The organism is Shewanella sp. 10N.286.51.B7 (assembly GCF_002873615.1).
Classification (GTDB): Bacteria; Pseudomonadota; Gammaproteobacteria; order Enterobacterales; family Shewanellaceae; genus Shewanella; species Shewanella electrodiphila.
In genome coordinates this window covers 1-22963 of record NZ_MCUF01000067.1, presented here as the reverse complement: position 1 = coordinate 22963, position 22963 = coordinate 1, and the positions used below count along the sequence as shown (strand labels likewise).

Sequence of the window (22963 nt, the reverse complement as noted above, 5' to 3'; positions counted from 1 at the left end):
TTGCTTAGCAAAGCATCTGGTTTAACTCCTTCAGGAGAGAAACGTGAAAGACTTATTAAAGTTTCTTAAACAGCAAAGCAAGACTGAAGAATTTAACGGAATCAAAATTGGTCTGGCTTCGCCTGACCTAATCCGTTCTTGGTCTTTTGGTGAAGTTAAAAAGCCAGAGACAATTAACTACCGTACTTTTAAACCTGAACGTGAAGGTTTATTTTGTGCGCGTATTTTCGGTCCTGTAAAAGATTACGAATGTTTGTGTGGTAAATACAAGCGTTTGAAGCACCGTGGTGTTATTTGTGAGAAGTGTGGCGTTGAAGTTACACAGACTAAAGTACGTCGTGAGCGTATGGGTCATATTGATCTTGCAAGCCCAGTTGCACATATTTGGTTCTTGAAATCACTTCCGAGTCGTATCGGTTTGATGCTTGATATGACATTACGTGATATTGAGCGCGTACTGTATTTTGAATCTTTCGTTGTGATCGAGCCTGGCATGACCAGCCTTGAACGCGGCCAAATGCTGACAGAAGAAACATATCTTGATGCATTAGAAGAATACGGTGACGAGTTCGAAGCTAAAATGGGTGCTGAAGCAGTCTTAGACTTGCTACGTGCAATCAATTTAGAAGAACAAATTGATCAAATGCGTGAAGAGTTGCCTTCAATTAACTCTGAAACCCGTCGTAAGAAGGTCACTAAGCGCCTTAAACTGATGGAAGCATTCTTCACTTCTGGCAACAAGCCTGAGTGGATGATCTTAAAAGTTTTACCAGTTCTACCACCTGATTTACGTCCTCTAGTACCACTAGATGGCGGACGTTTTGCTACGTCTGATTTGAACGACCTTTACCGTCGTGTAATCAACCGTAACAACCGTCTAAAGCGTCTATTAGATCTAGCTGCTCCAGACATTATCGTACGTAACGAAAAGCGTATGTTACAAGAGTCTGTTGATGCACTACTAGATAATGGTCGTCGTGGTCGTGCTATTACAGGTTCTAACAAGCGTCCGCTTAAATCTTTGGCTGATATGATCAAAGGTAAGCAAGGTCGTTTCCGTCAGAACTTACTTGGTAAGCGTGTAGATTACTCTGGTCGTTCGGTTATTACCGTAGGTCCTACTTTACGTTTGCATCAGTGTGGTCTTCCTAAGAAGATGGCACTTGAGCTATTCAAACCATTCATCTATGGCAAGTTAGAGGGTCGCGGTTTAGCTACGACTATTAAAGCTGCTAAGAAAATGGTTGAACGTGAACAGGCTGAAGTATGGGATGTACTTGACGAAGTAATTCGTGAACATCCAGTAATGCTTAACCGTGCACCAACACTTCATAGACTGGGTATTCAAGCATTTGAACCAGTTCTTATTGAAGGTAAAGCAATCCAATTGCACCCATTAGTATGTGCGGCATATAACGCCGACTTCGATGGTGACCAAATGGCTGTGCACGTACCGTTAACGCTTGAAGCTCAATTAGAAGCTCGTTCGTTAATGATGTCGACTAACAACATTCTTTCTCCTGCGAATGGTGAGCCTGTAATTACTCCGTCACAAGACGTTGTATTAGGTCTTTACTACACTAGCCGAGAATGTGTGAACGGTCGCGGTGAAGGCATGTCATTTATGTCTGTTGATGAAGTTGAAAAAGCTTACGCTACCGGCGCTGCAGAATTGCATGCTCGTGTAAAAGTTCGCATTACAGAAACTTCAGTAACAGATAATGGTGAGAAGACTCAAAACCGTCGTATCGTAGATACTACAGTCGGTCGTGCATTGTTATCGCAGATATTGCCAAAAGGCTTACCGTATGAACTGGTTAACCAGAACATGGGTAAGAAGCAAATCTCGAAATTGCTGAACACTTGTTACCGTACACTAGGTCTTAAAGATACTGTTATCTTCGCTGACCAATTAATGTATACCGGTTTCCGTTATGCGACTATCTCTGGTGCCTCTGTTGGTATCAACGATATGGTTATCCCGGACGAGAAGTACACTTTAGTTGAAGAAGCTGAACGTGAAGTGCTTGAAATTCAAGAGCAGTTCCAATCAGGTCTTGTTACCGCTGGTGAGCGTTACAACAAAGTTATCGATATCTGGGCAAGCACCAACGATAAAATCTCTAAAGCGATGATGGACAACTTGAAAAAAGAAGTTGTTATCAACCGTGATGGCGAAGAAGAAGAGCAAGATTCGTTTAACAGCATCTATATGATGGCTGACTCGGGCGCTCGTGGTAGTGCTGCACAGATTCGTCAGCTAGCGGGTATGCGTGGTCTGATGGCTAAGCCGGATGGCTCAATCATCGAAACCCCAATTACTGCTAACTTCCGTGAAGGTCTGAACGTATCACAATACTTCATCTCTACTCACGGTGCGCGTAAAGGTCTTGCCGATACCGCATTGAAAACAGCTAACTCGGGTTACCTAACTCGTCGTCTTGTTGATGTTGCACAAGATTTAGTTGTTATTGAAGATGATTGTGGTTCTGTTGGTGGTTTGACTATGAAGCCGTTGATTGAAGGTGGTGATGTTAAAGAACCTCTTCGTGAACGTGTTCTAGGTCGTGTCGTCTCAGTTGACGTACTTGAGCCAGGTACTGAAAAAGTATTGGCTCCACGTAACACATTACTAGATGAAGCTTGGTGTGATCTATTAGAAGAGCATAGCGTCGATGAAGTTATCGTTCGTTCTGTTATTTCTTGTGAAACCGACTTCGGTGTGTGTGCTGCTTGTTACGGTCGTGATTTAGCACGTGGTCATATTATTAACCACGGTGAAGCTATCGGTGTTGTAGCTGCTCAGTCAATTGGTGAGCCAGGTACACAGCTTACGATGCGTACCTTCCATATTGGTGGTGCAGCATCTCGTGACTCAGCTGACAACAATGTTCAAGTTAAAAACAGTGGTACTTTGAAGTTACATAACGCTAAACACGTTACTAGCATCGAGAACAAACTGGTTATCGTATCGCGTTCTTCTGAAGTTGCGATTATTGATGAACTTGGTCGTGAGAAAGAACGTTACCGTGTACCTTACGGTACAGTACTAGAACAACTTGAAGATACGGAAGTGACATCAGGCGCAATTATTGCGAACTGGGACCCACATACTCACCCTATCATTTCAGAAGTTGCGGGTACGGTTAAATTCGTCGATATGATTGAAGGCGTTACTATGACGCGTCAAACAGACGACTTAACAGGTCTTTCTTCGGTTGTCGTTATCGATCCAGGTGCTCGTCCTACTGCAGGTAAAGAAATGCGTCCTGCTATTCGTCTAATCGACAATAGCGGTAATGATCTTATGATCCCGGGTACTGAAGTACCTGCGCAATACTTCTTACCAGGTAACGCGATTGTAGCTAAAGATGATAACTCTGAAATCAACGTTGGTGACGCATTAGCACGTATTCCTCAAGAATCGTCTAAAACACGCGATATTACCGGTGGTCTACCACGAGTTGCTGACTTGTTCGAAGCGCGTAAGCCAAAAGAACCCGCTATTCTTGCTGAAATCTCAGGTACCATTTCGTTTGGTAAAGAGACTAAAGGTAAGGTTCGTCTAGTTATCAGTCCTGCTGATGGCAGTGAACACTACGAAGAGATGATCCCTAAGTGGCGTAATCTTAACGTGTTCGAAGGTGAAAAAGTTGAACGTGGTGAAGTTATCGCTGACGGCCCAGAAGCTGCACATGACATCTTGCGTTTACGTGGTATCCATCATGTTGCTAACTACATTGTTGATGAAGTCCAAGACGTTTACCGTCTACAGGGCGTAAAAATCAACGATAAGCATATTGAAGTTATCATTCGCCAAATGCTACGTAAGTGCTTAATCACTGATGCTGGTGATTCGAACTTCTTAGCTGGTGAACAAGCAGAAGTTGCTCGCGTGAACATTGCTAACCGTGAGCTTGAAGCTCAAGGCAAAGCGCCTGCTAAGTTTGAGCGTGAATTACTCGGTATTACCAAAGCTTCTTTGGCTACTGAATCATTCATCTCTGCTGCATCGTTCCAAGAAACGACGCGTGTACTAACTGAAGCAGCTGTTGGTGGTAAGAGTGATCAATTACGTGGTCTGAAAGAAAACGTAATCGTTGGTCGTCTGATCCCAGCTGGTACTGGTTATGCGTATCACACCGCTCGTAACGAAGCGCGTGCTAATGTTAAAGATGAAGGTGCAGAAGCACCTGTCATCACTGCTAGTGAAGCAGAGAAAAACTTAGCCGACTTACTTAACTTGGCCGGAAGTGCTGACTAAAGTAAACGTTATGTTAAAAAAAGGCGCCTTTGGCGCCTTTTTTATTGGGAATTGCACGAAAAGTTGTCTATTTCTTGACAGTTGGCCAATACCTTTCTAAACTTTCGCGTCCCATCATAGTGGGATATAGATTTTTCACACAAAATTGTTGAGATTATTCAACTGAACGGAGCTATTCATGGCAACTGTAAACCAGTTGGTACGTAAGCCTCGCTCGCCAAAAGTCGAAAAGACTAATGTGCCAGCGTTGGATTCGTGTCCACAAAAACGTGGTGTTTGTACTCGTGTTTACACTACAACACCTAAAAAACCTAACTCTGCACTACGTAAAGTAGCACGTGTTCGCTTAACTAACGGTTTCGAAGTTACTTCGTACATCGGTGGTGAAGGTCACAATTTGCAGGAACATAGTGTAATTCTAATCCGTGGCGGTCGTGTTAAAGATCTACCGGGTGTGCGTTACCACACTATTCGCGGTGCATTAGATTGTGCTGGCGTTAGTGCTCGTCGCCAAGGCCGTTCTAAGTACGGTGCTAAGCGTCCTAAGTCATAACTTGTCCGTTTAAGTAAGGCCAAGCTAGTTATAAATATTCCAGTTTTGGAAATACCTGAAGCATACGGAGAATTGTTATGCCAAGACGTCGCGTTGTAGGACAACGTAAAATCCTACCAGATCCAAAGTTTAAAAGTGAGTTGTTGGCTAAGTTCATCAACGTCATTATGGTTGACGGTAAAAAGTCAACTTCTGAAAAAATTATCTACAAGGCACTTGATGTTGTCGCTGAGAAAAAAAGCGAAGATCATTTAAGTATCCTTGAAGCAGCTCTTGATAACGTACGCCCTTCAGTCGAGGTTAAATCTCGTCGTGTTGGTGGTTCTACTTATCAAGTACCATGTGAAGTTCGTCCAGTGCGTCGTAACGCACTAGCGATGCGCTGGTTAGTTGAAGCTGCTCGCAAGCGTGGTGAAAAATCTATGGCTCTACGTCTAGCAGGTGAAATGTTAGACGCATCTGAAAACAAAGGTACTGCTGTTAAGAAGCGTGAAGACGTGCATCGCATGGCTGAAGCTAACAAAGCCTTTGCTCATTACCGTTGGTAATTTGATGGAGTGGGCGTTAGCCCACTCCATATTGTTGATATTTACTAAAGCATAGCTTTAGGTGAGAGGGTATAAATAGTGGCTCGTACAACCCCAATTGAGCGTTATCGAAATATCGGTATTGTTGCTCATGTGGATGCAGGTAAAACTACCACAACAGAACGTGTTCTGTTCTATACCGGTTTGTCTCATAAAATCGGTGAGGTGCATGACGGCGCCGCTACTACTGACTGGATGGTACAAGAGCAAGAGCGTGGTATTACTATCACCTCAGCTGCTGTGACGACTTTCTGGCGTGGTATGGATGCTCAATTCACCGAACATCGCATTAATATCATCGATACCCCTGGTCACGTTGATTTTACTATTGAAGTCGAGCGCTCGTTACGCGTACTTGATGGCGCTGTGGTTGTATTCTGCGGTTCATCAGGTGTAGAGCCTCAATCTGAGACTGTTTGGCGTCAAGCCAACAAGTATGAAGTCCCACGCATGGTTTTCGTCAATAAGATGGATCGTGCTGGTGCTGACTTTGATAGTGTCATTGACCAAATCCGTAACCGCTTAGGTGCTACTTGTGTTCCAATTCAATTAAATATTGGTGCAGAAGAAAACTTCAAAGGGGTTATTGATTTAATTAAGATGAAAGCGATTAACTGGTCTGAAGAAGATCAGGGTACGACTTTCTCTTATGAAGAAATTCCCGCAGATCTTTTAGCCAAGGCTGAAGAAATGCATGAGTATCTTGTGGAAAGTGCAGCCGAAGCCTCTGATGAACTGATGGAAAAGTACCTTGAAGAAGGTACTTTATCTGAAGCAGAGATTAAGTTAGCACTACGTCAGCGCACAATTAACAACGAAATCGTTTTAGCAACTTGTGGTTCTGCTTTTAAGAACAAAGGTGTTCAGGCGGTGTTGGATGCGGTAGTTGACTACCTTCCTGCTCCTGTCGAAGTTCCTGCAATTAAGGGTGTCGATGAGAACGAGAATGAAGTAGAACGCCCATCGGACGATAACGCACCATTTGCTGCGTTAGCGTTTAAGATTGCGACTGATCCATTTGTTGGAACTTTAACCTTTATCCGTGTATATTCAGGCGTACTAGAGTCGGGTGCTGCGGTTTACAATTCTGTTAAACAGAAACGTGAGCGTGTCGGTCGAATCGTACAAATGCATGCTAATGACCGTACTGAACTGAAAGAAGTTCGTGCTGGTGATATTGCTGCGGCAATCGGTTTAAAAGATGTGACAACAGGCGATACTCTTTGCGCAAACGATCATAAAGTGATTCTAGAGCGAATGGAGTTTCCAGAACCTGTAATTACCATTGCCGTTGAGCCTCGCTCTAAAGCAGACCAAGATAAAATGGGGATTGCGCTACAAAAGTTAGCGGCTGAAGATCCTTCTTTTAGAGTGGAAACTGATGAAGAGTCAGCTCAAACTTTGATTTCTGGCATGGGTGAATTACATTTAGATATTATCGTTGACCGCATGCGTCGCGAATTTAATGTCGAATGTAACGTAGGTAAACCTCAGGTTGCCTATCGTGAAACGATTCGCTCTTCAGTTGAAGTGGAAGGTAAATTCATACGTCAATCAGGTGGACGTGGTCAATTTGGTCATGTTTGGCTTAAGGTTGAACCATTGGAAGATGGTGCTGGCTATGAATTTGTCAATGAAGTTGTTGGTGGTGCAGTTCCTCGTGAATTCATCCCTTCAGTAGACAAAGGTATTCAAGAGCAAATGAAAAACGGTGTTTTAGCCGGTTATCCTATGCTCGATGTGAAAGTGACTTTATTTGATGGCTCATATCATGATGTCGATTCAAATGAGATGGCTTTCAAAATTGCAGGTTCAATGGGCTTCAAAAAGGGTGCGCTAGAAGCAAGCCCTGTGCTATTAGAACCTACAATGAAAGTGGAAATTACCACGCCAGAAAATAACATGGGCGATGTAGTAGGTGACTTAAACCGACGTCGTGGTGTTATTGATGGTATGGACGATGGCTTGGGTGGTGTTAAAATTATCCATGCGACAGTTCCACTATCAGAAATGTTTGGTTATGCAACTGATTTGCGTAGTGCAACTCAGGGGCGTGCTTCTTACTCTATGGAGTTTGCTAAGTATGCTGACGCACCATCAAACATTGCAAATGCGATTATTGAATCACGTACCTAAAAACTTAGGTGCTTTACTAAATGTTATATAGCTCGTAATCGAGCACTTCTGAAAAGAAAGGAATATATCGTGGCTAAAGAAAAATTTGAACGTAATAAACCACACGTAAACGTGGGTACAATCGGTCACGTCGACCATGGTAAAACAACGCTAACTGCTGCAATCTCAGCTGTTTTAACCAAAACTTACGGTGGTGAAGTTAAAGATTTCGCACAAATCGATAACGCTCCAGAAGAGCGTGAGCGCGGTATTACAATTAATACTTCTCACATCGAATATGACACACCTACTCGTCACTACGCACACGTAGATTGTCCTGGTCACGCCGATTATGTTAAAAACATGATTACTGGTGCTGCACAAATGGATGGCGCTATCTTAGTAGTTGCTGCTACAGATGGTCCTATGCCACAAACACGTGAGCACATCCTGCTTTCACGTCAGGTTGGTGTACCTTTCATCATCGTATTCATGAACAAATGTGACATGGTTGACGATGAAGAACTACTTGAATTAGTAGAAATGGAAGTTCGTGAACTTCTTTCTGAATATGACTTCCCAGGTGATGACTTACCAGTTATCCAAGGTTCTGCGCTTAAAGCTCTTGAAGGCGATTCAGCTTGGGAACCAAAGATTATCGAACTAGCAGAAGCGTTAGATTCGTACATCCCTGAGCCAGAGCGTGACATCGATAAGCCGTTCCTACTTCCAATTGAAGATGTATTCTCAATTTCAGGTCGTGGTACAGTTGTTACTGGTCGTGTTGAGCGTGGTATCATCCGCGTTGGTGAAGAAGTTGAAATCGTTGGTGTTAAAGAAACGACTAAGACTACTTGTACTGGTGTTGAAATGTTCCGCAAGCTTCTAGACGAAGGTCGTGCTGGCGAAAACTGTGGTGTTCTTTTACGTGGTACTAAGCGTGAAGACGTTGAACGTGGTCAAGTATTGGCACAGCCAGGTACTATCACACCTCACACTACTTTCGAATCAGAAGTATACGTACTAAGCAAAGAAGAAGGCGGACGTCACACTCCATTCTTCAAAGGCTACCGTCCACAGTTCTACTTCCGTACAACTGACGTAACTGGTACTATCGAGCTTCCAGAAGGCGTAGAAATGGTAATGCCTGGTGATAACATCAAAATGGTTGTTACACTAATCTACCCAATCGCGATGGACGACGGTTTACGTTTCGCTATCCGTGAAGGTGGCCGTACTGTTGGTGCTGGTGTTGTAGCTAAAATCGTTGCTTAATAGCGACCTTTAGTTAACACTTTAAAAAGGAAGCTTCGGCTTCCTTTTTTGTTTCTATTGCTTTTTCAATATATCCCTGTAAACTCCATCGCCTTGAACAAATGAACTAGATTGAAGAGTTTTTGTTCGAAGGGGTTGATCTCTCATCTGATATCTGTATAATTCCCCTTCGCTGTCCTAGACAGTGTAATATAATGTTTAATCATAAGGATTATTCATTTTCATAATTGACTCCGATTGGGAGTCTACGGTTAAATCATCTCGCTCTGCTTTTCCATTTGGAAGAAGCTAGAGGGTGATTTTTTATGTGTGCATTTTAGGAGCTCTGGTCAATGCAGAACCAAAGAATCCGTATCCGCTTGAAAGGTTTTGATCATCGTTTGATCGATCAATCAACAGCGGAAATCGTTGAAACTGCTAAGCGTACAGGCGCTCAGGTTCGTGGTCCAATTCCACTACCTACGCGTAAAGAACGTTATACCATTTTGACTTCTCCGCACGTCAACAAAGACGCTCGTGACCAATACGAAATTCGTACTCACAAGCGCTTAGTTGACATCGTAGAGCCAACTGAAAAGACTGTAGACGCATTAATGCGTTTAGATCTTGCCGCTGGTGTCGACGTTCAAATTAGCTTAGGTTAATTGAGATCCTTAGAAGAGGTTTGAAAGATGGCTATCGGTCTTATTGGTCGTAAAGTGGGTATGACTCGCATCTTCACAGAAGATGGCGCTTCTATCCCTGTAACAGTGATTGAAATTGCTGGTAACCGTGTTACTCAAGTGAAAACTTTAGAAACTGACGGATACCGTGCTCTTCAAGTAACTACTGGTACCAAAAAAGCCAATCGCATCACCAAACCAGAAGCAGGTCATTTTGCTAAGAGCGGCGTAGAAGCTGGTCGAGGTTTATGGGAATTGCGTTTGGCAGATGGTGAATGTGAAGGCGTTGAAGTTGGTGCTGAACTTAATGTTGATATCTTCGCAGATACAGCAAAAGTTGATGTTACCGGTCAATCTAAAGGTAAGGGCTTCCAAGGCGGTATTAAACGCTGGAATTTCCACGCTCAAGATATGACACATGGTAACTCTTTGGCTCATAGATCTAATGGTTCTATCGGTCAAAACCAGACACCTGGTCGCGTTTTCAAAGGTAAGAAAATGTCTGGCCACATGGGTGCCGAGCAAGTAACTACTCAAAATCTAGACGTTGTACGTGTAGATGCAGAGCGTAACTTGTTATTGGTAAAAGGTGCTGTTCCTGGCGCTACCAATGGTGACTTGATTATCAAGCCAGCCGTTAAAGCATAGGTCTGAGGAGATAGTAATGGAATTGGTATTGAAAGACGCGCAAAGCGCTCTTGAAGTTTCCGAAACTACCTTCGGCCGTGACTTTAACGAGGCATTGGTTCATCAGGTAGTTGTAGCTTACGCTGCAAACGCGCGTCAGGGCACTCGTGCTCAACAGACTCGTGCGGAAGTAACTGGCTCAGGCAAAAAGCCTTGGCGCCAGAAAGGCACAGGCCGAGCTCGTGCCGGTAGTGTTAAAGGCCCGATCTGGCGTGGCGGTGGCGTAACATTCGCTGCTAAAACTCAAGATCACAGCCAAAAAGTTAACAAAAAGATGTACCGTGGTGCTCTAAAGAGCATTCTTTCTGAATTGGTACGTCAAGAGCGTTTAGTCGTTGTTGAATCTTTTGGTGTTGAAGCTCCTAAAACTAAAGAGCTGAAAGCTAAACTAAAAGAAATGAACTTAGAAGACGTTCTAATTGTTACTGCAGATGTTGATGAGAATTTATTCTTAGCAGCACGCAACTTATACAAGGTTGACGTACGTGACGTAGCGGGTCTTGACCCAGTTAGTCTAATCGCGTTCAACACTGTTCTTGTTACTGCTGATGCAGTGAAGCAAATCGAGGAGATGCTAGCATGATCACCGAAGAACGTTTGCTAAAAGTTATTCTTGCTCCGCATATCTCTGAAAAGAGTACTGTACTAGCTGAGAAAAACAACACTGTAGTTTTCCGCGTAGCAATCGATGCGACTAAAGCAGAGATTAAAGCTGCTGTAGCTCAGCTATTCGAAGTTGAAGTTGATAGTGTTCGCACTTTGGTAAACAAAGGCAAAACTAAGCGCACTGGTGGCCGTGTTGGTCGTCGTAGCGATTGGAAAAAAGCCTATGTAACTTTAGCTGCTGGTGCTGACATCGATTTCGTTGGCGGCGCTGAGTAAGCAAAGGAGAATTATCATGGCAGTTATTAAGTGTAAGCCAACCTCTCCAGGTCGTCGCCACGTTGTTAAAGTGGTGAACAGCGACTTGCATAAAGGGAAACCTTTTGCAGGCCTGTTGGCTAAGAAATCTAAAAGTGGTGGCCGTAACAATACTGGTCGTATCACTGTTCGTCACGTAGGTGGTGGACACAAGCAGCATTACCGTATTATTGACTTTAAACGCAATAAAGACGGTATCCCTGCAAAAATCGAACGTCTTGAGTATGATCCGAACCGTACAGCTAACATTGCGTTAGTACTATACGCAGACGGTGAGCGTCGTTACATTCTTGCTGCTAAAGGCATGCAAGCTGGTGACGCTATCCAATCTGGTTTGGATGCAGACATCAAAACTGGTAACGCAATGCCGCTTCGCAACATCCCAGTGGGTAGTGTTGTGCACGCAGTAGAAATGAAACCTGGTAAAGGTGCTCAAATCGCGCGTTCAGCTGGTGCTTATGTTCAAGTTGTTGCTCGTGATAACCAATATGCAACTTTACGTCTTCGCTCTGGCGAAATGCGCAAAGTACCTGTTGATTGTCGCGCAACATTCGGTGAAGTTGGTAATGCCGAGCACATGCTACGCCAGTTAGGTAAAGCAGGTGCTAAACGCTGGAGAGGCGTACGCCCTACAGTGCGTGGTGTTGCAATGAACCCGGTTGACCATCCACATGGTGGTGGTGAAGGCCGTACTTCTGGTGGACGTCACCCAGTGAGTCCATGGGGTGTGCCAACTAAGGGTTATAAAACTCGTAGTAATAAGCTCACCGACAAGTACATCGTACGTCGTCGTAATAAATAGTAAGAGGATTCGCCCATGCCACGTTCTCTCAAGAAAGGTCCTTTCATTGACCTGCACTTGCTGAAGAAGGTAGAGAAAGCGATGGAAGCGGGAGACAAAAAGCCAATTAAGACTTGGTCTCGTCGCTCAATGATCATCCCAAATATGATTGGGTTGACCATCGCTGTCCATAATGGTCGTCAGCACGTACCTGTGTTCGTAACTGACGAAATGATCGGTCATAAGCTTGGTGAATTTTCACCAACTCGCACTTATCGCGGCCATGCTGCAGATAAGAAAGCGAAGAAGCGTTAATACGGGAGACATAAGATGGAAGTTTTAGCTAAACATCGTTTTGCCCGTACGTCTGCGCAGAAGGCCCGTCTAGTTGCTGATCAAATTCGAGGTTTGCCTGTTTCTAAGGCTCTTGAAATTTTGACCTTCAGCCCTAAGAAAGCCGCCGTACTGGTTAAGAAAGTACTAGATTCAGCTATCGCAAACGCCGAACACAACGAAGGTGCAGATATCGATGAGCTTAAAGTTGGCCAAGTCTTTGTTGACGAAGCACCAACTATGAAGCGCATCATGCCTCGTGCCAAAGGCCGCGCTGATCGTATCATGAAGCGTACCAGCCACATTACTGTGGTTGTATCAGATCGCTAGGAGAAGAGAGCAATGGGACAGAAAGTACATCCTAATGGTATCCGTCTGGGTATCACAAAGCCTTGGATCTCTACTTGGTACGCCGATAAAGCAGATTATGCAAATAATTTGCACAGCGACTGGGAAGTTCGTCAATATCTCACTGAGAAATTGAAGGCTGCATCAGTATCTAAAATCGTTATCGAGCGTCCTGCGAAGAGCATCCGCGTTACTATTCACACTGCCCGTCCAGGTGTTGTGATTGGTAAGAAAGGTGAAGATGTTGAAGTATTACGTGCATATGTATCTAAAATTACAGGCACTACTGCTCAAATCAACATCGCAGAGATCCGTAAGCCTGAGTTAGATGCTAAATTAGTTGCTGACAGTATTGCACAGCAATTAGAGCGTCGTGTTATGTTCCGTCGCGCTATGAAGCGCGCAGTTCAAAACGCAATGCGTATTGGTGCTCAAGGTATTAAAGTTGAAGTAAGCGGCCGTCTAGGCGGTGCTGAAATCGCACGTTCTGAGTGGTATCGTGAAGGTCGTGTACCTCTACATACTCTACGTGCTGATATCGACTATTCTACAGCTGAAAGTCACACTCAATACGGTGTGATTGGCGTTAAAGTTTGGATCTTCAAAGGCGAAGTTCTAGACGGAAACGTTGTAGCATTAGAAGAGCCTAAGCAACAACCGAAGCGCAAGCCTCGTGGTAAATAGGAGAAACTTTTATGCTGCAACCTAAACGTATGAAGTTTCGCAAGATGTTCAAGGGCCGCAACCGTGGTCTAGCGAACGGTACTGAAGTTAGCTTTGGTACTTTCGGTTTGAAAGCAGTCGGCCGTGGCCGTTTAACTGCACGTCAAATCGAATCTGCACGTCGTGCCATGACACGTCACATTAAACGTCAAGGACAAATTTGGATTCGAGTTTTCCCTGACAAGCCTATTACCTCTAAGCCTCTTGAAGTGCGTATGGGTAAAGGTAAAGGTAACGTTGAATACTGGGTATGTCAGATTCAACCTGGTAAGGTTCTTTATGAGATGAATGGTGTATCTGAAGAGTTAGCGCGTGAAGCGTTTGCTTTAGCATCTGCCAAGCTTCCTATTAAGACTACCTTCGTAACTAAGACGGTGATGTAATGAAAGCGAGCGAACTAAGAGAAAAGAGCGTTGAAGAACTTAACGCTGAACTACTTGGTCTGCTGCGTGAGCAGTTTAACCTGCGTATGCAACACGCTACTGGTCAGTTGACTCAAACGAATCAATTGAAAATAGTGCGTCGTAACATTGCACGTGTTAAGACCATTATTACTTCTAAGGCAGGTGTGTAATGTCTGATAAAGCCCGTACTATGCAAGGTCGAGTTATTAGCAACAAAATGGATAAGTCTATTACTGTTGCTATCTCACGCCAAGTGAAACATCCTATTTATGGGAAGTACATTAAGCGTACAACTAAGATCCATGCACATGACGAAACAAATCAGTGTAACGAAGGTGACGTAGTGACTATTAGTCAGTGTCGTCCTCTTTCTAAGACTAAGTCTTGGACACTAGTTGAAGTAGTAACAAAGGCCTAATTTACATTAGGTTATAGTAAACGGCTCCAAAGTTTGGGGCCGTTTGTTTTTTTCTGCTATGCATTCCAAAATATTGGTGTTATACTTGCGCGCCATTTTTGAGTAAATTGTTGTTGAATGGTTTTATACCAAACGAGAGCAAATTAGTTCATAAAATGGTCGAAATGATGATCCCAATGTTGGGATTTTGTGTAGTAACGATAGCGGAGCACTTAAAATGATCCAAATGCAATCGACTCTAGACGTCGCGTGTAACAGTGGCGCTCGTAGAGTTCAGTGTATTAAGGTCTTGGGTGGCTCTCATCGTCGTTATGCCGGTATCGGCGACGTCATCAAGGTTTCTGTTAAAGAAGCTATTCCTCGCGCTAAAGCGAAGAAAGGTGATGTATATAACGCGGTGGTAGTCCGTACTAAGAAAGGCGTACGTCGTCCAGATGGTTCTGTCATTCGCTTCGATCGGAATGCAGCAGTTTTGCTTAACGCAAACCTTGCACCGATTGGTACTCGTATTTTTGGACCAGTGACACGTGAATTGCGTACAGAGCAATTTATGAAAATCGTCTCTCTGGCACCAGAAGTACTGTAAGGAGCTTCAAAATGGCAGCTAAAATCCGTCGTGAAGACGAAGTAATTGTACTAGCAGGTAAAGACAAGGGTAAACGAGCTAAAGTTTCTCAAGTCCTACCTACTGGTAAGTTGATTGTTGAAGGCATCAATCTTGTTAAAAAACACCAAAAGCCAAACCCACAATTGGGCGTAACTGGCGGCGTTATCGAGAAAGAAGCACCGATGCAAGCATCAAACGTAGCGATCTTTAACCAAGCCACAGGCAAGGCAGATCGTGTTGGTTTCCGATTCGAAGACGGCAAAAAAGTCCGTTTCTTTAAATCGAATAGTGAACTCATTAAGTAAACGGAGTAAACGATGGCGAAACTGCATGATAAATATCAAGAGACTGTTATCGCAGAACTTTCTAAAAAGTTCGGTTATACCAGTGTCATGCAAGTCCCTCGGATTGAAAAAATCACCCTTAATATGGGTGTAGGCGAAGCAGTTGCAGACAAGAAAGTTATGGAGCATGCGCTTCGTGACATGACTGCAATCGCTGGTCAGAAACCTGTTGTAACTGTTGCACGTAAATCAGTTGCTGGTTTCAAAATCCGTGAAGGCTACCCTATTGGCTGTAAAGTTACCCTACGCGGTGAGCGTATGTGGGAATTTTTAGAGCGTTTAGTTGACATTGCAATCCCACGTATTCGTGACTTCCGTGGCCTAAGCGCAAAAGCGTTTGACGGTCGTGGTAACTACGCAATGGGTGTGCGTGAGCAAATCATCTTCCCAGAAATCGATTACGATAAGATCGATAAGATTCGTGGTATGGATATTGTTATCACTACTACTGCGAAGAATGATGAAGAAGGTCGTGCTTTGTTAGACGCATTTAACTTCCCATTCAAGAAATAAGGGTAGCATAATGGCAAAATCATCTATGAAAGCACGTGAAGCAAAGCGTGCACAGCTCGTAGCTAAATATGCTGAAAAGCGTTTAGCACTTAAGGCTTTAATCAGCGCTCCTGATACTTCGGAAGAAGATCGTTGGGAAGCTGTACTTAAGTTACAAGCTCTACCTCGTGATTCTAGCGCTGCGCGTCAACGCAACCGTTGTAATCAAACTGGTCGCCCACATGGTGTTCTACGTAAATTCGGCCTTAGCCGTATTAAACTACGTGAAGCAACTATGCGTGGTGAAGTTCCTGGTCTGCGTAAGGCCAGCTGGTAAGCACTTGTCACGGAGTAAGCTAATATGAGCATGCAAGATCCTATTGCGGATATGTTAACACGTATTCGTAACGGCCAAGCTGCTAACAAAGTATCAGTTAAGATGCCTTCAGCTAAGTTAAAAGTAGCAATAGCGAAATTACTTAAAGACGAAGGTTATATTACTGACTACGCCGTAGCAGAAGAAGCCAAGCCTGAATTAGAAATCACTTTAAAGTATTTCCAAGGCAACCCAGTCGTTGAGACTATCCAGCGCGTTTCTCGCCCAGGTCTTCGTATTTACAAAGGTAAACACGAACTTCCAAAGGTGATGGGCGGACTAGGTGTCGCAATTGTGTCCACTTCTAAAGGCTTGATGACCGATCGTGCTGCCCGCCTAAATGGCATGGGTGGCGAGGTTATCTGCTACGTAGCGTAAGGAGCTAGGTATGTCACGTGTCGCAAAAGCACCAGTGTCTATTCCTACCGGCGTAGAGGTGACCTTAAACGAACAGACTATTACTGTAAAAGGTACTAAAGGTAGTCTGACTCGAGAAATCAACAAAGCGGTAAGTGTTGAGCTACAAAACGGTGTTGTAACGTTTGGTCCAGTTGAAGGCGTTTCTAACGCTTGGGCTCAAGCTGGTACAGCTCGTGCACTAGTAAACAACATGGTTGTTGGTGTTTCTGAAGGATTCGTTAAGAAATTAAAGTTAATTGGTGTTGGTTACCGTGCAAAAATTGCTGGTAAAGACATCGACCTAACATTAGGTTTCTCACACCCTTTGGTTCACAAACTTCCCGCAGGTGTTACTGCAGAGTGTCCTAGCCAAACTGATATCATACTTTCGGGTGTTGATAAGCAGTTAGTTGGTCAGGTCGCTGCTGAGATTCGTGGATACCGTCCACCAGAGCCTTATAAAGGCAAAGGTGTTCGCTATGCAGACGAACAAGTACGCCGTAAAGAGGCTAAGAAGAAGTAGGTAACGCGATATGGATAAGAAAACATCTCGCTTACGCCGCGCTACTCGCGCTCGTAAGAAGATCCAAGAGCTGGGCGTGAATCGTCTGGTTGTACATCGTACACCGCGTCACATTTATGCTCAGGTTATTAATCCTGAAGCTCAGGTGGTGGCAGTTGCTTCAACCGTTGAGAAAGCGGTTAAAGAGCTACTAAAGAGTACCGGTAACGTAGACGCGGCTAAAGCAGTAGGTAAAACTGTTGCTGAGCGTGCGATCGAAAAAGGTGTAACAACAGTTGCATTCGACCGTTCTGGTTTCAAGTATCACGGACGCGTAGCAGCACTAGCTGACGCAGCTCGTGAAGCTGGCCTGAAATTCTAAGGGGTTATAAAAATGGCTAAATTAGAAGCTCAGCAGAAAGACGATTTGCAAGAGAAATTAATTGCAGTTAATCGTGTTTCTAAAGTAGTTAAAGGTGGTCGTATCTTTAGCTTCACCGCACTAACAGTGGTAGGTGATGGTAATGGTAAGATCGGCTATGGCTATGGTAAAGCGCGCGAAGTTCCAGCTGCTATTCAAAAAGCAATGGAAAAAGCCCGCCGTAACATGGTAACCGTAGAGTTGAATGCAGGTACACTGCATCATCCAGTTAAAGGTCGCCATACTGGTTCGCGTGTTTACATGCAACCAGCATCGGAAGGTACCGGTATTATTGCCGGTGGCGCAATGCGTGCCGTATTGGAAGTTGCAGGCGTTCATAACGTTCTGTCTAAAGCATACGGTTCTACTAACCCGATCAACATCGTTCGCGCAACTGTAGATGCGTTGGTGCACATGAAGTCACCATCACAAATTGCAGCTAAGCGTGGCCTGAATGTTGATGAAATTCGAGGTTAATGCACCATGGCTACTAAAACGTTTAAAGTAACACAGACAAAGAGTGCGATTGGTCGTTTGCCAAAGCACCGTGCCTGTTTATTAGGTCTAGGCCTAAGACGTATTGGCCACACTGTTGAAGTAGAAGATACTCCTTCTGTTCGCGGTATGGTTAATAAAGTTTACTACATGGTTAAGGTGGAGGATTAATAATGCGTTTAAATACTCTATCTCCAGCAGCAGGCTCTAAGCGTGCTCCTAAGCGTGTAGGTCGTGGTATTGGTTCTGGTTTAGGTAAAACTGCAGGTCGTGGTCATAAGGGACAAAAGTCTCGTTCTGGCGGCGGTGTGCGTATCGGTTTTGAGGGTGGTCAAATGCCTCTTAAAATTCGTTTACCTAAGTTCGGTTTCACTTCACGCAAAGCTTTGGTTTCAGCTGAAGTTCGTTTACTAGAACTAGCAAAAGTTAACGGTGATGTTATCGACCTTAACGCTCTGAAAGATGCGAACGTAATTACTCGCAACATACAGTTTGCGAAAATCGTTCTTTCAGGTACCATTGAACGCCCAGTGACCGTAAAAGGTCTGAAGGTAACCAAAGGTGCACGTGCAGCTATTGAAGCTGCCGGCGGTAAGATCGAGGAATAATACGTCGATGGCAAAACCAGGACTTGATTTAAAAAGCGCGAAAGGCGGTTTATCAGAATTGAAAACTCGTCTCCTGTTCGTGATTGGTGCAATTATCGTCTTTAGAGCCGGTTCGTTTGTACCAATTCCTGGTATTGACGCAGCTGTGTTAGCAGAGTTGTTTGCTCAACAAAAAGATACCATCCTAGGCATGTTTAACATGTTCTCGGGTGGTGCTTTAGAGCGTGCTTCTATCTTTGCGCTTGGTATCATGCCGTATATTTCGGCATCGATTATCATGCAGTTGTTGACTGTCGTTCATCCTGCCCTTGCTGAATTGAAAAAAGAAGGCGAGTCAGGAAGAAAGAAAATCAGTCAATATACAAGATACGGAACGCTTGTGTTGGGTACACTCCAATCAATCGGTATCGCGACAGGTTTACCAAGCCTAGTACCTGGCCTTGTTGCCAATGTAGGTTTTGGTTTTTACTTTGTAGCAGTTGTGAGCTTAGTGACAGGAACAATGTTCCTTATGTGGCTAGGTGAGCAAATTACCGAGCGTGGTATTGGTAATGGTATCTCGATATTAATTTTCGCAGGTATTGTTGCTGGTCTACCTTCTGCTATCGGCCAAACGGCTGAACAGGCTCGTCAAGGTGATTTGAATGTACTGGTACTGTTGTTATTAGCGGTAATTGTATTTGCTGTAACTTATTTGGTTGTATTTGTAGAACGTGGTCAACGACGTATCGTTGTTAACTACGCGAAGCGTCAACAAGGCCGTAAGGTGTTTGCTGCGCAAAGTACACATTTACCACTTAAAGTTAATATGGCAGGTGTAATTCCACCAATTTTTGCATCCAGCATTATTTTGTTCCCAGGCACACTGGCTCAGTGGTTTGGACAAAATGAGTCTATGTCATGGTTAAGCGATTTCGCTTTAGCTGTGTCACCAGGACAACCGCTGTATTCATTATTGTATGCGACAGCTATCGTATTCTTCTGTTTCTTCTATACTGCGTTGGTATTTAACCCTCGCGAAACAGCTGATAACTTGAAGAAGAGTGGTGCGTTCATTCCTGGGATTCGTCCTGGAGAACAGACTTCGCGTTACATTGATAAAGTAATGACTCGCTTGACATTAGCAGGCGCGATATACATTACCTTTATCTGCTTAATTCCGGAGTTCATGTTAATTGCGTGGAAAGTACAGTTCTATTTCGGCGGTACTTCACTACTAATTATTGTAGTCGTAATCATGGACTTCATGGCTCAGGTTCAGACCCATATGATGTCTCATCAGTATGAGTCTGTTATGAAGAAAGCTAACTTAGTAAACAAAGCGAATTTAGATCGCTTTGGTCGCTAGTTGCTTTAACGGAGTGATGAAATGAAAGTTCGAGCTTCCGTGAAGAAGATCTGCCGTAATTGCAAGATCGTCAAGCGTAGTGGCGTTGTACGTGTGATTTGTGTTGAACCAAAGCACAAACAGCGTCAAGGCTAAAAAAAGATATTTGCTCAGCTCATTTATGAGCTGAGCAAATAATGTTTGCAAATTTGTCGGCTGTCGAGTATCCTTTCGGGCTTTTCGCAGTTGACCTTTAACATTTTAAGGAGTGCATAGTGGCCCGTATCGCTGGCATTAACATTCCTGATCAAAAGCATACAGTCATCGCATTGACTGCTATCTTTGGTATTGGACGTACACGCGCTAGAGAAATCTGCGCAGCTACTTCAATCGCTGAAGATGCTAAGATCAAGGAATTGAGCGAAGCTCAAATAGATATTCTACGCGAAGAAGTTGCCAAATACTCAGTAGAGGGTGACTTACGTCGTGAGATTTCAATGAACATCAAGCGTCTTATGGATCTTGGTTGTTATCGTGGTCTCCGCCATCGTCGTAGCCTGCCCCTTCGTGGGCAACGTACTAAGACCAATGCGCGCACGCGTAAAGGTCCACGTAAGCCAATCAGAAAGTAACGGGAAGGTAAACCAAAATGGCTAAAGTTCCGTCACGTTCTCCGCGTAAGCGCGTACGTAAACAGGTTGCAGATGGTATGGCTCACATCCATGCGTCATTCAACAACACTATTGTCACCATTACAGATCGTCAAGGTAATGCGTTGTCATGGGCTACTTCTGGTGGTTCAGGTTTCCGTGGTTCACGTAAATCTACACCTTTCGCTGCGCAGGTTGCTGCAGAGCGAGCTGGTATTGCTGCTCAAGACTACGGTGTTAAAAACCTTGAAGTTTTCGTAAAGGGTCCAGGTCCAGGTCGTGAATCAGCCATTCGTGCGCTGAATGCTGTTGGTTATAAAATTACCAACATTACCGATGTGACACCTATCCCTCATAATGGCTGTCGCCCACCTAAAAAGCGTCGTGTATAACATTACGTATATAGGATAGTTGGAGAAAGATCATGGCAAGATACTTGGGTCCTAAGCTCAAGCTCAGCCGCAGAGAAGGTACAGACCTTTTCCTAAAAAGCGGTGTGAGAGCAATCGATTCGAAGTGTAAGCTTGAAGCTGCACCTGGTCAACATGGCGCACGTAAGCCACGTTTATCAGAGTACGGTTTACAGCTACGCGAGAAACAAAAAGTTCGTCGTATGTACGGTGTGCTAGAAAAGCAATTCCGTAACTACTACAAAGAAGCCGCACGTCTGAAAGGCAACACAGGTGAAAACTTGTTAGGTCTTTTAGAAACTCGTTTAGATAACGTTGTTTATCGTATGGGTTTTGGTGCGACTCGTGCAGAATCACGTCAATTAGTAAGCCACAAATCAATCGTGGTTAACGGTCGTGTTGTTAACATTCCGTCATTCAAAGTGTCTGCGAATGATGTTGTAAGCATCCGTGAAAAGTCACGCACTCAAGCACGTATCAAAGCGTCTTTAGAAGTTGCTGGCCAACGCGAAAAGCCTACATGGGTAGAAGTCGACAATGCTAAAATGGAAGGTGCTTTCAAGCGTCTACCAGAACGTAGCGATTTGTCTGCGGATATTAACGAACAGCTGATCGTCGAGCTTTACTCTAAGTAAAGCTAACAAACAAGAGAGGACACAATGCAGGGTTCTGTTACAGAATTTCTTAAACCGCGTCTCGTTGACATAGAGCAGGTTAACCCAACTCGTGCCAAGGTTACGCTAGAGCCACTTGAACGTGGTTTTGGTCACACATTAGGCAACGCGTTGCGTCGAATCTTATTGTCGTCTATGCCTGGCTGTGCAGTTACAGAAGTCGAAATCGACGGTGTATTGCATGAATACAGCAGTAAGGAAGGCGTTCAAGAAGATATCCTAGAGATATTGCTTAACCTTAAAGGTTTGGCAGTAAATATCGAGGGTAAAGATGAAGCTTTACTTACTTTAAGTAAGTCAGGCACAGGCCCTGTTACTGCAGCAGATATCACTCATGATGGTGATGTAACCATTATGAATCCTGATCATGTTATCTGTCATTTGACAGGTAATAATGATATCAGCATGCGTATCCGCGTTGAGCGTGGTCGCGGTTATGTGCCAGCTTCGGCTCGTGCACAGACTGAAGACGATGATCGCCCAATCGGCCGTTTGTTGGTTGATGCTTCATTCTCACCTGTAGCTCGCATTGCTTACAATGTAGAAGCTGCTCGTGTAGAGCAACGTACTGATTTAGATAAACTCGTTATTGATATGACCACTAATGGTACTATCGATCCTGAGGAAGCAATTCGTCGTTCTGCAACAATTTTAGCTGAACAGCTAGATGCGTTTGTTGAATTGCGTGATGTTACTGAACAGGCTGTTGTAGAAGAGAAACCGGAATTTGATCCGATTCTGTTGCGTCCTGTCGACGATTTAGAGCTAACTGTACGTTCAGCCAACTGTTTGAAGGCTGAAGCGATTCATTACATCGGAGATCTCGTACAGCGCACTGAAGTTGAGTTGCTCAAGACTCCTAATTTAGGTAAGAAATCTCTTACTGAAATTAAGGATGTATTAGCGTCTCGCGGACTGTCTTTAGGTATGCGTCTTGAAAACTGGCCTCCAGCTAGTTTAGCAGACGACCTATAAGTCCCAGGTTAGTACAGATTAAAGATTATAAGGATTAGGTCATGCGCCATCGTAAGAGTGGTCGTCAACTAAACCGCAATAGCAGTCATCGCCAAGCTATGTTTCGTAACATGGCTTGCTCAATAGTTCGTCATGAGATCATCAAGACAACTGTAGCAAAAGCGAAAGAACTGCGTCGCGTAGTTGAGCCTCTGATAACACTAGCTAAAGTAGACAGCGTTGCAAATCGCCGTTTAGCTTTCGCTCGTACCCGCGACGCTGAAGTTGTAGGTAAGTTATTTACTGAATTGGGTCCACGCTTCCAGGAACGTCCTGGTGGTTACACTCGTATTCTTAAGTGCGGTCTACGTACCGGTGATAAAGCTCCAATGGCTTTCATCGAATTAGTAGGTCGTCCTGAAGCTGCTGAAGCTGTTGAAGTTGAAGCTGCTGAGTAATTCTTAATTACTCACTTAAAAACCGAGCTTAGGCTCGGTTTTTTTATGCCTGCTATTTATCATTAATTAAATTCCTCTTGTTTATTTTTGACATTTAATCATTCTCTTCGTTAATTATTTTCCTTTGCTTTTAGGTTTGAGGGTGTTCTCGTAACCTGGCTCACTGGCTCACTGG

The 22963-nt window shown here is 44.1% G+C and carries 33 protein-coding genes; all 33 read left to right on the top strand.

All coding sequences use genetic code 11. From position 1 onward, the window contains the following. Positions 1 to 43 precede the first annotated feature (43 nt). Positions 44 to 4264 carry a DNA-directed RNA polymerase subunit beta' gene (rpoC, locus tag BCU84_RS17730; RefSeq protein WP_102529394.1) on the top strand — a complete coding sequence of 1407 codons (4221 nt, stop codon included), beginning with the start codon at positions 44 to 46 and terminating at the stop codon, positions 4262 to 4264. A gap of 178 nt (positions 4265 to 4442) precedes the next feature. Beyond that, positions 4443 to 4817 (top strand): 30S ribosomal protein S12, encoded by a 375-nt coding sequence (rpsL, locus tag BCU84_RS17725; RefSeq protein ID WP_102529393.1) that lies wholly within the window; start codon positions 4443 to 4445, stop codon positions 4815 to 4817. A 77-nt stretch (positions 4818 to 4894) separates the two neighbouring features. Further along, the gene (gene rpsG, locus BCU84_RS17720) at positions 4895 to 5365 is read left to right on the top strand and encodes a 30S ribosomal protein S7 (protein ID WP_102529392.1); all 471 of its coding nucleotides are present in this window, start codon (positions 4895 to 4897) and stop codon (positions 5363 to 5365) included. Positions 5366 to 5443: 78 nt separating this feature from the next. Further along, positions 5444 to 7540 (top strand): elongation factor G, encoded by a 2097-nt coding sequence (gene fusA / locus BCU84_RS17715; RefSeq protein WP_102529391.1) that lies wholly within the window; start codon positions 5444 to 5446, stop codon positions 7538 to 7540. A 69-nt stretch (positions 7541 to 7609) separates the two neighbouring features. Continuing rightward, positions 7610 to 8794 carry an elongation factor Tu gene (gene tuf / locus BCU84_RS17710; protein ID WP_102529390.1) on the top strand — a complete coding sequence of 395 codons (1185 nt, stop codon included), beginning with the start codon at positions 7610 to 7612 and terminating at the stop codon, positions 8792 to 8794. A gap of 332 nt (positions 8795 to 9126) precedes the next feature. Beyond that, the gene (rpsJ, locus tag BCU84_RS17705; RefSeq protein WP_055026509.1) at positions 9127 to 9438 is read left to right on the top strand and encodes a 30S ribosomal protein S10; all 312 of its coding nucleotides are present in this window, start codon (positions 9127 to 9129) and stop codon (positions 9436 to 9438) included. Positions 9439 to 9465: 27 nt separating this feature from the next. Continuing rightward, positions 9466 to 10104 carry a 50S ribosomal protein L3 gene (gene rplC / locus BCU84_RS17700; RefSeq protein WP_102529389.1) on the top strand — a complete coding sequence of 213 codons (639 nt, stop codon included), beginning with the start codon at positions 9466 to 9468 and terminating at the stop codon, positions 10102 to 10104. A 16-nt stretch (positions 10105 to 10120) separates the two neighbouring features. After that, entirely contained in the window at positions 10121 to 10726 is a 606-nt protein-coding gene (gene rplD, locus BCU84_RS17695; RefSeq protein WP_055026507.1) for a 50S ribosomal protein L4, read from the top strand. Beyond that, positions 10723 to 11025 carry a 50S ribosomal protein L23 gene (gene rplW, locus BCU84_RS17690; protein ID WP_102529388.1) on the top strand — a complete coding sequence of 101 codons (303 nt, stop codon included), beginning with the start codon at positions 10723 to 10725 and terminating at the stop codon, positions 11023 to 11025. Before rplD ends, rplW begins: the two co-directional genes overlap by 4 nt. A gap of 16 nt (positions 11026 to 11041) precedes the next feature. Beyond that, positions 11042 to 11866 carry a 50S ribosomal protein L2 gene (gene rplB, locus BCU84_RS17685; protein WP_055026505.1) on the top strand — a complete coding sequence of 275 codons (825 nt, stop codon included), beginning with the start codon at positions 11042 to 11044 and terminating at the stop codon, positions 11864 to 11866. A 15-nt stretch (positions 11867 to 11881) separates the two neighbouring features. Next, a complete protein-coding gene (gene rpsS, locus BCU84_RS17680) occupies positions 11882 to 12160 on the top strand; it encodes a 30S ribosomal protein S19 (protein ID WP_006083596.1) in 279 nt (92 codons plus the stop codon). A gap of 15 nt (positions 12161 to 12175) precedes the next feature. Then, positions 12176 to 12508 (top strand): 50S ribosomal protein L22, encoded by a 333-nt coding sequence (gene rplV / locus BCU84_RS17675; RefSeq protein WP_076543228.1) that lies wholly within the window; start codon positions 12176 to 12178, stop codon positions 12506 to 12508. Positions 12509 to 12520: 12 nt separating this feature from the next. After that, positions 12521 to 13210, top strand: coding sequence for a 30S ribosomal protein S3 (gene rpsC / locus BCU84_RS17670; protein WP_102529387.1), 690 nt, complete (start codon positions 12521 to 12523; stop codon positions 13208 to 13210). 11 nt (positions 13211 to 13221) lie between these two features. Then, on the top strand, positions 13222 to 13632 hold the full coding sequence (gene rplP, locus BCU84_RS17665) for a 50S ribosomal protein L16 (RefSeq protein WP_055026502.1): 411 nt from the start codon (positions 13222 to 13224) through the stop codon (positions 13630 to 13632). Next, complete coding sequence (rpmC, locus tag BCU84_RS17660; RefSeq protein WP_102529386.1) at positions 13632 to 13823, top strand: 50S ribosomal protein L29; 192 nt, start codon at positions 13632 to 13634, stop codon at positions 13821 to 13823. Before rplP ends, rpmC begins: the two co-directional genes overlap by 1 nt. Further along, the gene (rpsQ, locus tag BCU84_RS17655) at positions 13823 to 14071 is read left to right on the top strand and encodes a 30S ribosomal protein S17 (protein ID WP_102529385.1); all 249 of its coding nucleotides are present in this window, start codon (positions 13823 to 13825) and stop codon (positions 14069 to 14071) included. The genes rpmC and rpsQ overlap by 1 nt, the downstream gene beginning before the upstream one ends. A 217-nt stretch (positions 14072 to 14288) precedes the next feature. Then, complete coding sequence (rplN, locus tag BCU84_RS17650) at positions 14289 to 14657, top strand: 50S ribosomal protein L14 (protein WP_055026500.1); 369 nt, start codon at positions 14289 to 14291, stop codon at positions 14655 to 14657. Between the two features lie 11 nt (positions 14658 to 14668). Beyond that, positions 14669 to 14983: a 50S ribosomal protein L24 gene (rplX, locus tag BCU84_RS17645; protein WP_102529384.1), complete on the top strand. Its 315-nt coding sequence runs from the start codon at positions 14669 to 14671 to the stop codon at positions 14981 to 14983. Positions 14984 to 14995: 12 nt separating this feature from the next. After that, complete coding sequence (gene rplE, locus BCU84_RS17640) at positions 14996 to 15535, top strand: 50S ribosomal protein L5 (RefSeq protein ID WP_055026498.1); 540 nt, start codon at positions 14996 to 14998, stop codon at positions 15533 to 15535. A 10-nt stretch (positions 15536 to 15545) separates the two neighbouring features. Continuing rightward, positions 15546 to 15851: a 30S ribosomal protein S14 gene (gene rpsN, locus BCU84_RS17635; RefSeq protein ID WP_102529383.1), complete on the top strand. Its 306-nt coding sequence runs from the start codon at positions 15546 to 15548 to the stop codon at positions 15849 to 15851. A 24-nt stretch (positions 15852 to 15875) separates the two neighbouring features. Further along, positions 15876 to 16268, top strand: a complete 393-nt coding sequence (gene rpsH / locus BCU84_RS17630; protein ID WP_102529382.1) for a 30S ribosomal protein S8 — start codon at positions 15876 to 15878, stop codon at positions 16266 to 16268. A 10-nt stretch (positions 16269 to 16278) separates the two neighbouring features. Then, on the top strand, positions 16279 to 16812 hold the full coding sequence (gene rplF, locus BCU84_RS17625; protein ID WP_102529381.1) for a 50S ribosomal protein L6: 534 nt from the start codon (positions 16279 to 16281) through the stop codon (positions 16810 to 16812). A 10-nt stretch (positions 16813 to 16822) separates the two neighbouring features. Continuing rightward, positions 16823 to 17173 (top strand): 50S ribosomal protein L18, encoded by a 351-nt coding sequence (rplR, locus tag BCU84_RS17620; RefSeq protein ID WP_055026494.1) that lies wholly within the window; start codon positions 16823 to 16825, stop codon positions 17171 to 17173. A gap of 12 nt (positions 17174 to 17185) precedes the next feature. Then, positions 17186 to 17689: a 30S ribosomal protein S5 gene (rpsE, locus tag BCU84_RS17615; protein ID WP_102529380.1), complete on the top strand. Its 504-nt coding sequence runs from the start codon at positions 17186 to 17188 to the stop codon at positions 17687 to 17689. Between the two features lie 6 nt (positions 17690 to 17695). Next, complete coding sequence (rpmD, locus tag BCU84_RS17610; protein ID WP_076543219.1) at positions 17696 to 17878, top strand: 50S ribosomal protein L30; 183 nt, start codon at positions 17696 to 17698, stop codon at positions 17876 to 17878. Between the two features lie 2 nt (positions 17879 to 17880). Further along, entirely contained in the window at positions 17881 to 18315 is a 435-nt protein-coding gene (rplO, locus tag BCU84_RS17605; RefSeq protein WP_102529379.1) for a 50S ribosomal protein L15, read from the top strand. Between the two features lie 7 nt (positions 18316 to 18322). Continuing rightward, positions 18323 to 19663, top strand: a complete 1341-nt coding sequence (gene secY, locus BCU84_RS17600) for a preprotein translocase subunit SecY (protein ID WP_055026490.1) — start codon at positions 18323 to 18325, stop codon at positions 19661 to 19663. A gap of 21 nt (positions 19664 to 19684) precedes the next feature. Continuing rightward, a complete protein-coding gene (gene rpmJ, locus BCU84_RS17595; RefSeq protein WP_006083579.1) occupies positions 19685 to 19798 on the top strand; it encodes a 50S ribosomal protein L36 in 114 nt (37 codons plus the stop codon). A 119-nt stretch (positions 19799 to 19917) separates the two neighbouring features. Beyond that, a complete protein-coding gene (gene rpsM, locus BCU84_RS17590) occupies positions 19918 to 20274 on the top strand; it encodes a 30S ribosomal protein S13 (RefSeq protein WP_076543217.1) in 357 nt (118 codons plus the stop codon). 17 nt (positions 20275 to 20291) lie between these two features. Continuing rightward, complete coding sequence (gene rpsK / locus BCU84_RS17585) at positions 20292 to 20684, top strand: 30S ribosomal protein S11 (RefSeq protein ID WP_011635661.1); 393 nt, start codon at positions 20292 to 20294, stop codon at positions 20682 to 20684. A gap of 32 nt (positions 20685 to 20716) precedes the next feature. Continuing rightward, on the top strand, positions 20717 to 21337 hold the full coding sequence (gene rpsD, locus BCU84_RS17580) for a 30S ribosomal protein S4 (RefSeq protein ID WP_102529378.1): 621 nt from the start codon (positions 20717 to 20719) through the stop codon (positions 21335 to 21337). Positions 21338 to 21361: 24 nt separating this feature from the next. Beyond that, positions 21362 to 22351 carry a DNA-directed RNA polymerase subunit alpha gene (gene rpoA, locus BCU84_RS17575; protein ID WP_102529377.1) on the top strand — a complete coding sequence of 330 codons (990 nt, stop codon included), beginning with the start codon at positions 21362 to 21364 and terminating at the stop codon, positions 22349 to 22351. Between the two features lie 41 nt (positions 22352 to 22392). Continuing rightward, positions 22393 to 22788: a 50S ribosomal protein L17 gene (gene rplQ / locus BCU84_RS17570; protein WP_102529376.1), complete on the top strand. Its 396-nt coding sequence runs from the start codon at positions 22393 to 22395 to the stop codon at positions 22786 to 22788. Positions 22789 to 22963 lie beyond the last annotated feature (175 nt).

Excerpts from the sequence above, each read along its gene's own strand:
- rpsL (WP_102529393.1), top strand. The coding sequence starts at position 4,443 with ATGGCAACTGTAAACCAGTTGGTACGTAAGCCTCGCTCGCCAAAAGTC.
- rpsG (WP_102529392.1), top strand. The coding sequence starts at position 4,895 with ATGCCAAGACGTCGCGTTGTAGGACAACGTAAAATCCTACCAGATCCA.
- rpsJ (WP_055026509.1), top strand. The coding sequence starts at position 9,127 with ATGCAGAACCAAAGAATCCGTATCCGCTTGAAAGGTTTTGATCATCGT.
- rplC (WP_102529389.1), top strand. The coding sequence starts at position 9,466 with ATGGCTATCGGTCTTATTGGTCGTAAAGTGGGTATGACTCGCATCTTC.
- rplD (WP_055026507.1), top strand. The coding sequence starts at position 10,121 with ATGGAATTGGTATTGAAAGACGCGCAAAGCGCTCTTGAAGTTTCCGAA.
- rplW (WP_102529388.1), top strand. The coding sequence starts at position 10,723 with ATGATCACCGAAGAACGTTTGCTAAAAGTTATTCTTGCTCCGCATATC.
- rplB (WP_055026505.1), top strand. The coding sequence starts at position 11,042 with ATGGCAGTTATTAAGTGTAAGCCAACCTCTCCAGGTCGTCGCCACGTT.
- rpsS (WP_006083596.1), top strand. The coding sequence starts at position 11,882 with ATGCCACGTTCTCTCAAGAAAGGTCCTTTCATTGACCTGCACTTGCTG.
- rplV (WP_076543228.1), top strand. The coding sequence starts at position 12,176 with ATGGAAGTTTTAGCTAAACATCGTTTTGCCCGTACGTCTGCGCAGAAG.
- rpsC (WP_102529387.1), top strand. The coding sequence starts at position 12,521 with ATGGGACAGAAAGTACATCCTAATGGTATCCGTCTGGGTATCACAAAG.
- rplP (WP_055026502.1), top strand. The coding sequence starts at position 13,222 with ATGCTGCAACCTAAACGTATGAAGTTTCGCAAGATGTTCAAGGGCCGC.
- rpmC (WP_102529386.1), top strand. The coding sequence starts at position 13,632 with ATGAAAGCGAGCGAACTAAGAGAAAAGAGCGTTGAAGAACTTAACGCT.
- rpsQ (WP_102529385.1), top strand. The coding sequence starts at position 13,823 with ATGTCTGATAAAGCCCGTACTATGCAAGGTCGAGTTATTAGCAACAAA.
- rplN (WP_055026500.1), top strand. The coding sequence starts at position 14,289 with ATGATCCAAATGCAATCGACTCTAGACGTCGCGTGTAACAGTGGCGCT.
- rplX (WP_102529384.1), top strand. The coding sequence starts at position 14,669 with ATGGCAGCTAAAATCCGTCGTGAAGACGAAGTAATTGTACTAGCAGGT.
- rplE (WP_055026498.1), top strand. The coding sequence starts at position 14,996 with ATGGCGAAACTGCATGATAAATATCAAGAGACTGTTATCGCAGAACTT.
- rpsN (WP_102529383.1), top strand. The coding sequence starts at position 15,546 with ATGGCAAAATCATCTATGAAAGCACGTGAAGCAAAGCGTGCACAGCTC.
- rpsH (WP_102529382.1), top strand. The coding sequence starts at position 15,876 with ATGAGCATGCAAGATCCTATTGCGGATATGTTAACACGTATTCGTAAC.
- rplF (WP_102529381.1), top strand. The coding sequence starts at position 16,279 with ATGTCACGTGTCGCAAAAGCACCAGTGTCTATTCCTACCGGCGTAGAG.
- rplR (WP_055026494.1), top strand. The coding sequence starts at position 16,823 with ATGGATAAGAAAACATCTCGCTTACGCCGCGCTACTCGCGCTCGTAAG.
- rpsE (WP_102529380.1), top strand. The coding sequence starts at position 17,186 with ATGGCTAAATTAGAAGCTCAGCAGAAAGACGATTTGCAAGAGAAATTA.
- rpmD (WP_076543219.1), top strand. The coding sequence starts at position 17,696 with ATGGCTACTAAAACGTTTAAAGTAACACAGACAAAGAGTGCGATTGGT.
- rplO (WP_102529379.1), top strand. The coding sequence starts at position 17,881 with ATGCGTTTAAATACTCTATCTCCAGCAGCAGGCTCTAAGCGTGCTCCT.
- secY (WP_055026490.1), top strand. The coding sequence starts at position 18,323 with ATGGCAAAACCAGGACTTGATTTAAAAAGCGCGAAAGGCGGTTTATCA.
- rpmJ (WP_006083579.1), top strand. The coding sequence starts at position 19,685 with ATGAAAGTTCGAGCTTCCGTGAAGAAGATCTGCCGTAATTGCAAGATC.
- rpsK (WP_011635661.1), top strand. The coding sequence starts at position 20,292 with ATGGCTAAAGTTCCGTCACGTTCTCCGCGTAAGCGCGTACGTAAACAG.
- rpsD (WP_102529378.1), top strand. The coding sequence starts at position 20,717 with ATGGCAAGATACTTGGGTCCTAAGCTCAAGCTCAGCCGCAGAGAAGGT.
- rpoA (WP_102529377.1), top strand. The coding sequence starts at position 21,362 with ATGCAGGGTTCTGTTACAGAATTTCTTAAACCGCGTCTCGTTGACATA.
- rplQ (WP_102529376.1), top strand. The coding sequence starts at position 22,393 with ATGCGCCATCGTAAGAGTGGTCGTCAACTAAACCGCAATAGCAGTCAT.